General features: G+C 72.5%; 7 protein-coding genes. 5 read left to right on the top strand and 2 right to left on the bottom strand.

The annotated features are described in order from the left end of the window. The first annotated feature begins 373 nt into the window (after positions 1-373). The 4 genes from ACZ3TI_RS25240 to ACZ3TI_RS25225 all read left to right on the top strand — a co-directional run bounded on the left by ACZ3TI_RS25240 (position 374) and on the right by ACZ3TI_RS25225 (position 4,743). Positions 374-2,314 (top strand): serine/threonine-protein kinase, encoded by a 1,941-nt coding sequence (locus ACZ3TI_RS25240; protein ID WP_465729823.1) that lies wholly within the window; start codon positions 374-376, stop codon positions 2,312-2,314. A gap of 51 nt (positions 2,315-2,365) precedes the next feature. Continuing rightward, the gene (locus tag ACZ3TI_RS25235) at positions 2,366-2,545 is read left to right on the top strand and encodes a DUF6104 family protein (RefSeq protein WP_465729821.1); all 180 of its coding nucleotides are present in this window, start codon (positions 2,366-2,368) and stop codon (positions 2,543-2,545) included. A gap of 214 nt (positions 2,546-2,759) precedes the next feature. After that, positions 2,760-3,662, top strand: coding sequence for a DUF4097 family beta strand repeat-containing protein (locus ACZ3TI_RS25230; RefSeq protein WP_465729819.1), 903 nt, complete (start codon positions 2,760-2,762; stop codon positions 3,660-3,662). A gap of 1 nt (position 3,663) precedes the next feature. Further along, a complete protein-coding gene (locus ACZ3TI_RS25225; protein WP_465729817.1) occupies positions 3,664-4,743 on the top strand; it encodes a PadR family transcriptional regulator in 1,080 nt (359 codons plus the stop codon). Between the two features lie 89 nt (positions 4,744-4,832). Here ACZ3TI_RS25225 and ACZ3TI_RS25220 read toward each other — a convergent pair whose 3' ends face one another. Then, positions 4,833-5,795 carry a zinc-binding dehydrogenase gene (locus ACZ3TI_RS25220; protein ID WP_465729815.1) on the bottom strand — a complete coding sequence of 321 codons (963 nt, stop codon included), beginning with the start codon at positions 5,793-5,795 and terminating at the stop codon, positions 4,833-4,835. An 89-nt stretch (positions 5,796-5,884) separates the two neighbouring features. Further along, entirely contained in the window at positions 5,885-7,078 is a 1,194-nt protein-coding gene (locus ACZ3TI_RS25215; RefSeq protein WP_465729813.1) for an NAD(P)-dependent malic enzyme, read from the bottom strand. 582 nt (positions 7,079-7,660) lie between these two features. On the opposite strand from ACZ3TI_RS25215, the gene ACZ3TI_RS25210 reads away from it, so the two are divergent. Beyond that, positions 7,661-8,587 (top strand): ABC transporter substrate-binding protein, encoded by a 927-nt coding sequence (locus tag ACZ3TI_RS25210; RefSeq protein WP_465729811.1) that lies wholly within the window; start codon positions 7,661-7,663, stop codon positions 8,585-8,587. Positions 8,588-8,623 lie beyond the last annotated feature (36 nt).

The raw sequence follows: 8,623 nt of genomic DNA, 5'->3' as shown, positions 1-8,623 counted from the left end.
TCGCCCGCACGACGGCCTCCTCCCCCGCGGTCGGCTCCGCCAAGCGACACGCCGCCGAGCAGCAGGCACTGATCGAAGAGGTCTTCTCGCTCTGACGCGCTGAAGCCCGACGGACCGAAGGGTCCGACGCCCGAGGGCTCACCGGCCCCCGTCCTCCCATCCGGGAGGGCGGGGGCCGGCTCGTTTTCCGGGGGAATCGTTTCCTCGCCAGGCCATGCCAAGGTCGCAGCTCTGCAACCAAACCGGAGCCCCGGTGCACGAACTCCTGACGGGTCGATAGGTTAATCCTCGCCAGTCGGACGCCGGGTGCCCGTCATCGCGCCCCCGCCGCCTCGGCCGTACCGCCTCACCGCTCTCCCAGGGGGACCACCACATGACCGCCGACACGCCTCGGGACGCCGGAAAGCTCCCACCGGTCTTCCAGCCGCTCCTCCCGGACGACCCCAAGGAGGTCGGCGGCTACCGGCTGTTCGCCCGCCTCGGCGCCGGCGGCATGGGCCGGGTCTACCTCTCGTACACCCCGGGCGGACGCCCGGTCGCACTCAAGGTGGTGCGCCCGGAGTTCGCCGAGGACGGCGAGTTCCGCCGCCGCTTCGCCCAGGAGGTCAGCAACGCCCAGCGGATCCACGGGCTCTACACCGCGCAGGTGATCGACTCCGGCGGGCTGGACACCGACTCCCCCTGGCTGGTCACCGCCTACGTCCCGGGCCCGTCCCTGCAGCAGGTGGTGCGCGAGAACGGCGCCCTGCCGGTGCGCACCGTGCTGCTGCTGATGGGCGGCATCGCCGAGGCGCTGCAGGCGATCCACAGCGTCGAGGTGGTCCACCGCGACCTCAAGCCCGCCAACGTGCTGGTCGCCGGCGACGGCCCGCGAGTGATCGACTTCGGCATCGCCCGGGCCGCCGACGCCACCGCGCTGACCGGCACCGGCTACCGGATCGGCTCCCCCGCCTTCATGTCCCCCGAGCAGGCCCAGGGCCGCCCGGTCACCCCGGCCACCGACGTCTTCGCGCTCGGCGCCCTGGCCGCGTACGTGGCCGGCGGCACCGCGCCGTTCGGCGACGGCCCGGACACCGCGGTGCTCTACCGGGTGGTGCACGAGGAGGCGGACCTGTCGGCCGTCCCGGCGGACCTGCGCGAGCTGATCCAGCGCTGCCTGGCGAAGAGCCCGGAGGACCGCCCCAAGCCCGCCGAGATCATCCAGGTCGCCCGCAACCACCCGGAGGTCGGCGGTCAGCTGCGGTTCGCCGACGACTGGCTGCCGCGCCAGGTCAACACCGAGATCACCCGGCGCTCCGACCTCCCCAAGACGCCGCCGACCCCGCTGCCGGCCGCGCCCGCCACCCCGCCGACGCCGATGCCCGCGGTGCCCGCCGCCCCGACCACGCCCCCGCCGCCGCCCGTCGCGCCGACCCACCCGGCCACCGCGGTGCAGCCGCACCAGCCCGCGACGCCCCCGCCGGGCTTCGCGCCGCCGCCGCTCGGCTCGTACGGCTCCCCGCAGCCGCCCACGGAGTCGCCGACCGCCCCGGTGCTGCCCGCGCCGCCGACCGTGCAGCTGCGGCCGGAACCGCCGTCCTTCGACACCCCGCCGCCCGGCCCGGTGGTGACCGCCCACCCGGCGCCCGAGCCGGAGCCGGAGCCCAAGCGCAAGGGCGGGGTGTCCTGGAAGGTGCTGCTCACCGTCGCCCTGGTGATGGCGGTCGGCGGCACCGCGGGCGGCGTGGTGCTGATGAAGAAGCTGGACGAGGGCAACAAGAAGAAGGGCACCAACGCGGCGTCGGCCGCCCCGAACGCGGCACCCACCACCACGCCCAAGCCCACCCCGACCGGCGACGACGACTCCCCCTCGCCCGCGCCGACCCCGACGAAGAGCAGCGGCTCCTCGAAGAGCAGCCCGTCGGCCGGTGCCACCGTGCCCCGCAACACCGTCTACACCGTCGTGTACCAGGACACCGAGCTGTACGCGACCAGCTACAGCTACAGCTTCGACCTGTCCGCGGGCAAGGTCGTGCCGGACTCCACCAGCCCCACCTGGGCCCTGGACCCGACCAGCATCGGCACCTTCGACCTGGACAGCGAGTCCGACGCCTACATCAGCCGGGAGAGCGCGCTCACCCCGCAGAACTGCTCGGCGGCGATCGACCGGGAGCCCACCAAGGACCTCAAGTTCGACGACCTGCCCCCGGGCCGGCTGTTCTGCCTGCGCAACCGGAAGAACGGCGGCGTGGTGGTCGCCAAGGTGATCGAGCAGGGCAACAAGAACACCGGAGCGGTCAAGCTGTCGCTGACCTACTGGCGCAACGACGGCTGACCGGCCCGGTCTATCCTGACCAGGTCAATCCCCATCGGACCGGAGCGAACCGTGTACTTCACCGACCGAGGCATCGAGGAGCTGGAGAACCGGCGCGGCGAGGAGGAGGTCACCTTCGAGTGGCTGGCCGAGCGCCTGCGCGAGTTCGTCGACCTCAACCCGGACTTCGAGATCCCGGTCGAGCGGCTGGCCACCTGGCTGGCCCGGTTCGACGACGAGGACGACGAGTGACCCGGTGACGGCCGTCGAGAGGCCCGGGAGGCAACCGCCTCCCGGGCCTCTCGCGTATCCGCGCACGACCCCGCGGGGCGTCCCGTAGGGGACGGGCCGGGGGTGGAATCGGGGTCGGGATCGGGGTCCGGCACGCTTGCTTTTCCCAGCACGCGATATATCGTCTTTAGAAGAGAACGCGATACATCGCGATCCGCGACGGGAGGCGGCAGAGATGAACCAGTGGACGATCGAGGAGCCCGGCAGGACCACCGTGGACGAGGCGGTCCGGGCGCTGCACGTACGGATCATCGACGGCACGGTGAACGTGGTGGCCGCCGAGGGCCCCGCCCGCCTGGAGGTCACCGAGCTCCGCGGCGACCCGCTGCACGTGACCCTGGTGGACGGCGTGCTGACGGTCACCTACAAGGACATCAACAGCTGGGGCGAGTTCGGCGAGACGCTCAAGTCGGTCGAGTCGGTCAAGAGCTTCTTCGGCTCCCTCAAGCGCAAGCGGGTCGCCGGCATCACCCTGACCGTCCCGGCCGACGCCGAGGTCAAGATCGGCACCGTCTCCGCCGACGCCACCGTCTCCGGCGTCACCGGGCACGTCTCGGTGCAGAGCGCCAGCGGCGACACCACCCTGGTCGGGCTGACCGGCCGCACCGACGCCAACAGCGTCACCGGCGACGTGGACGCCCAGTCGATCGGCGGTCAGCTCCGGGTCAACACCGTCTCCGGGCAGCTCACCGTGGTCGCCGGCACCGCCGACCGGGTCCACGCCAACGCCGTCACCGGCGCCGTCACCCTGGACCTCGACGTGGACGGCGCGGCCGACGTCAAGGTCTCCACCGTCAGCGGCCCGGTCGTGGTCCGGCTCCCCTCCCGCACCGACGCCAAGGTCGAGGCCGGCTCCACCAGCGGCGACATCTCCAGCAGCTTCGAGCAGCTCAAGCTGAGCAGCACCTGGGGCGCCAAGAAGCTGTCCGGCCAGCTCGGCGAGGGCGCCGGCAGCCTCAGCGTCACCACCGTGACCGGCTCGGTCACCGTGCTGAGCCGCCCCGAGCCCGAGGACGAGGGCCCGGCCAAGGAGCTCCCGGCCGCCCCCGGCAAGCCCGACTTCACCAAGGAGGTCTGAGATGACCCCCGTGTTCGGCCACGGCCGGCTCCGGCTCTACCTGCTGAAGCTCCTGGACGAAGCCCCGCGGCACGGCTACGAGGTGATCCGCCTGCTGGAGGAGCGGTTCCAGGGCCTGTACGCCCCCTCGGCCGGCACGGTCTACCCGCGGCTGGCCAAGCTGGAGCAGGAGGGCCTGGTCGCCCACAGCACCGAGGGCGGCCGCAAGGTGTACCGGCTGACCGACGCCGGACGCACCGAACTCGAAGCCCGGCAGGGCGAGTTGGACGAGCTGGAGCTGGAGATCCGGGACTCCGTGGCGCAGCTCGCCGGGGCGATCCGCGAGGACGTCCGGGACAGCGCCAAGGACCTGCGCGAGGAGCTGTGGAAGGCCGCCAGGCAGGCCCCCCGGCCGGACCGCGCCCCGGGCGACGACAAGGGCGACCCGTGGGCGGGCCCATGGGGCGACAACGACTCCTGGCAGCGCGCCAAGGACGAGTTCGCCCAGTTCAAGCGGCAGGCCAAGGAGCAGGCCAAGCGCGCCCGGGAGCAGGAGAAGGCCGCCAAGCTCAAGGCGAAGGCTGCCGAGGAGGAGGCCCGCCGGCTGCGCGAGCAGGCCAAGGCCTCGCGCACCGCCGCCCAGCAGGAGGCGCTGCGGATCAAGCGCCGGGTCGAGCAGCAGGTGCGCGAGCACGCCGCGAAGGGCGACTGGCCGACCGGGCTCGCCGAGGGCCTGGCCGAACTGACCAAGGGCCTGTCCGGTCTGGCCGACGCGGCCCGCTGGGGCCACCCGTCGGACGGGCCCGCCGAGTCCGCCGGGTCCGGCGAGCGGATCACCGTGACCCGGATCGACCTGGACAAGACCGACCCGGGCGGGACCGACCCGGACGGGACCGGAACCGCCGCCCCGGCCGAGCTGCCCTCGTGGGCACGCACCGACCCGGCCGAGGACCCGTCCCGCGAGCTGGAGCGACTGCTCGACCGCTTCCGCGACCAGGTCCGCGACGCGGCCCGGGACGGCGGGGTGAGCACGGACAAGCTGGCCGAGGCCCAGTCGGTGCTGGGCGCCGCGGGCGAGCGCCTGAAGCGGCTGCTCGGCTGACGGGCGTGCTCGGCTGACGGGCGAAGGACCCGGGCCCGGTGCTCCCCCGAGGGGCACCGGGCCCGCGCGCGTCGGCGCCTGGAACCGCCTCAGGGGTTGAGGACGATCTTGCCGAAGACCTCGCCCTTGGCGAGCCGGGCGAAGCCCTCCCGGGCCTCGCTCAGCGGCAGCACCGAGTCGATCACCGGGCGGACGCCGGTGTTGGCGCAGAACGCGAGCAGCCCGGCCAGCTCCTCCTTGGTGCCCATGGTCGAGCCGACCACCTTGAGCTCCAGGAAGAAGATCCGGTTCAGCTCGGTGGCGCTCGGGTTGGGGCCGGAGGTGGCGCCCGAGATGACGATGGTGCCGCCCGGGCGCAGCGACTTCACGGAGTGCGACCAGGTGGCGGCACCGACCGTCTCCATCACCGCGTCCACCCGCGCGGGCAGCCGGGCGCCGCTCTCGAAGGCGGCGTCCGCGCCGAGCTCCACCGCCCGGCGGCGCTTGGCCTCGTCCCGGCCGGTGACCCAGACCCGCAGGCCGGCCGCCTTGCCGAGGACGATCAGCGCGGTCGCCACGCCACCGCCCGCGCCCTGAACCAACACGGTGTCACCGGGCTTGACCCCGGCGTTGGTGAACAGCATCCGGTAGGCCGTCAGCCAGGCCGTGGGCAGGCAGGCGGCCTCCTCGAAGCTCAGCTCGGCGGGCTTGGGCAGCAGGTTCCAGGTCGGCACCGCCACCTGCTGGGCGAAGGTGCCCTGGTAGCGCTCGGTCAGGATGGAGCGCGGTTCGTTCGGGCCCACCCCGTGGCCGCTCTGGCCGATCACCGAGTGGATGACCACCTCGTTGCCGTCCTCGTCGACGCCGGCGGCGTCGCACCCGAGGATCATCGGCAGCTTCTCGGCGGGCAGGCCGACCCCGCGCAGCGACCACAGGTCGTGGTGGTTGAGGCTGGCGGCCCTGACCGTCACCACGCTCCACCCGGGGCGGGCCTGCGGCTCCGGAAGCTCGCCCAACTCCAGCCCGCTGAGCGGGTCGTCGGCATCGATACGTGCGGCGTAGGCAGCAAACATGTCCCGGACGATAGCCGGGCACGGCCGAGGCCGGGAACCACGCGTGGGTGTGACGCGCGTCCCGGCCTCGGAATGTGACTGTCGGACCGTCAGATCCTGGCCACGCCCTCCGCCCGGGCGGCTTCGGCGACGGCCTTGGTGACCGCCGGGGCGACCCGCTCGTCGAACGGCGAGGGGATGACCTTCTGCGGCGTGAGCTCGTCGGCGACCACGCCGGCCAGCGCCTTGGCGGCGGCCAGCTTCATGCCCTCGGTGATCCGGGAGGCCCGGACCTGCAGGGCGCCGGCGAAGATGCCCGGGAAGGCCAGCACGTTGTTGATCTGGTTCGGGAAGTCGCTGCGGCCGGTGGCCACGACCGCCGCGTACTTGTGCGCGACCTCGGGGTGGATCTCCGGGTTGGGGTTGGCCATCGCGAAGACGAACGCGCCCTCGGCCATGGTCGCGACGACCTCCTCCGGCACGGTGCCGCCGGAGACGCCGATGAACACGTCGGCGCCGTTCAGCGCGTCGGCCAGCGAGCCCTTGAGCCCGGAGCGGTTGCTCTGCGCGGCGATCTCGGCCTTGACGTCGGTGAGGTCGTCGCGGCCGTCGTGGATCACGCCCTTGCGGTCGCAGAGCGCCACGTCGCCGATACCGGCGGCCAGCAGCATCTTGGCGATGGCGATGCCGGCCGCGCCGGCGCCGGAGATGACGGCCCGCAGCGAGCCGATCTCCCGGCCGGTCACCTTGGCCGCGTTCCACAGGGCGGCGGTGGTGACGATCGCGGTGCCGTGCTGGTCGTCGTGGAAGATCGGGATGTCCAGGGCCTCCTGGAGTCTGCGCTCGATCTCGAAGCAGCGGGGGGCGGAGATGTCCTCCAGGTTCACGCCGCCGAAGGAGGGCGCCAGCCGGACCACGGTCTCGACGATCTCGTCGACCCCGGTGCAGTCGAGCGCGATCGGCACCGCGTCCACACCGCCGAACTGCTTGAACAGGATGGCCTTGCCCTCCATCACGGGCAGCGAGGCCTGCGGGCCGATGTCGCCGAGGCCCAGCACCGCGGTGCCGTCGGTGACCACCGCGACGGTGTTGGACTTCCAGGTGTAGTCGTTGACCAGCTCCGGCTGCTCGGCGATGGCCGTGCAGACCCGGGCGACACCGGGGGTGTAGGCGAGGGACAGGTCGTCCGCGTCGCGCACCGGGACGGTCGCCCGGATCTCCATCTTGCCGCCGCGGTGGAGCGCGAAAACCGCGTCGACCGGATCGTCGGTGTCCTGGGTGCTGCTGATGATCTCCGCTGCCACGATGACCTCTTCGTCATTGTTCTGGCGAGGACACGCGACCGACGGGCGGGACGACCCGTCCGGAAACCGGAAACCGGGTACGCCGAAGCGGACCCGGGGTCGGGGTCGGGGCGCTGTCGGGCGGCGCCTCGGATGAGGGTTTTATGGGGTCTTGTGTTGTCCGCGTTAGTGCTACCGGGCCGAGCCTAGGTCGGACAAAGGCATCGCACCTATGCCTTTTCGTCCTCGTCACGTGCGGTTCATCGCCGCGCTGTCGCGTCCCAGGGGCCCGGCGGTCGGAAGTGCCGGGCTCCGGCGGCGGCAACGGCTTGAGCGCACGCACACCCGCAGGAGTGAACGCAGACGCGAGGGGGAGTCGGCGCCCCGGATACGGAGTCACGTGAGGACTTCCGGTCCCGGGCGACCCGAGCCTGTCAGGGCTCGTCGGTCTGGTTCGAGCGTCCGGGGGTCACCCGGTACGGCATTCTGACACACCCGCCGCAGGGCCCGGCAGGCCGGGATGGCAGGATCGCTTGTCCGCCATTTCGCGTACACCACCGCGACACCGTGGCGAACGCACGTCCCTCCCACAGGAGCAGCCCCATGCCTCACCTCCTCCCCGCCCGCCGCCCGGTCCTGGCCGGCGCCGTCCTGGTCACCGCCGGTGCCCTGTTGCTGACCGGTTGCGGAAGCGGCGGGCAGGCCGCCGCGGACGACCCGGTCAAGGACCTCCGCGGCAAGCTGCCGAAGGCGCAGCGCTCGGCCGGGGTGCTGCGCATCGGCATGGACGTCAACTACGCGCCGGTGGAGTTCCGCGGCCCGGACGGCAAGCCGGCCGGCCTCGACCCGGAGCTCGCCAACGCCCTGGGCAAGATCCTCGACGTGCGGATCGAGTTCGTGGACACCACGTTCGACAAGCTGATACCGAACCTGCAGAGCAAGCAGTACGACCTGGCGATGTCGGCGCTCAGCGACATCCGCGCCCGCCGCGAGGGCCTGGACGAGGCCGGCAAGCAGGTCAACCCCGGCGTGGACTTCGTGGACTACTTCATCGCCGGCACCTCGATCGTCGTCCCGAAGGGCAACCCCAAGGGCATCAAGACCCTGGACGACCTGTGCGGCAAGATCGTCGCGCTCCAGCAGGGCACCACCCAGGACGAGATCATCACCCGCCAGGTGGCGGTCTGCGCCCGCACCGGCCGGCAGCTGACCACGCACAAGCTGGACAGCGACGCCAAGGCCCTGGCCGAGGTCGCCTCCGGCGCCGCCATGGCCGGGCTGAACGACTTCCCGGTGGCCGCCTACGCGGCGAAGACCACCGACGGCGGCAACCGCTTCGAGCTGAGCGGCGGGCAGTCCACCTCCAACCCGTACGGGATCGCGGTGCGCAAGACCGACACCGAGCTGCGCGACGCGATGGCCAAGGCGGTCGACCAGCTGATCCGCAGCGGCGAGTACGACAAGATCCTCGCCAAGTGGAACGTCAGCGCGGGCGCGGCGCAGAACGCGGTGATCAACGGGGGCATCTGAGCGGGCGGGCGGCGGGCCTCCGGGCGCGAGCACAGA

This window comes from Kitasatospora sp. NPDC023120, from assembly GCF_055560835.1.
This window is presented reverse-complemented; position numbering and strand designations above follow the sequence as displayed.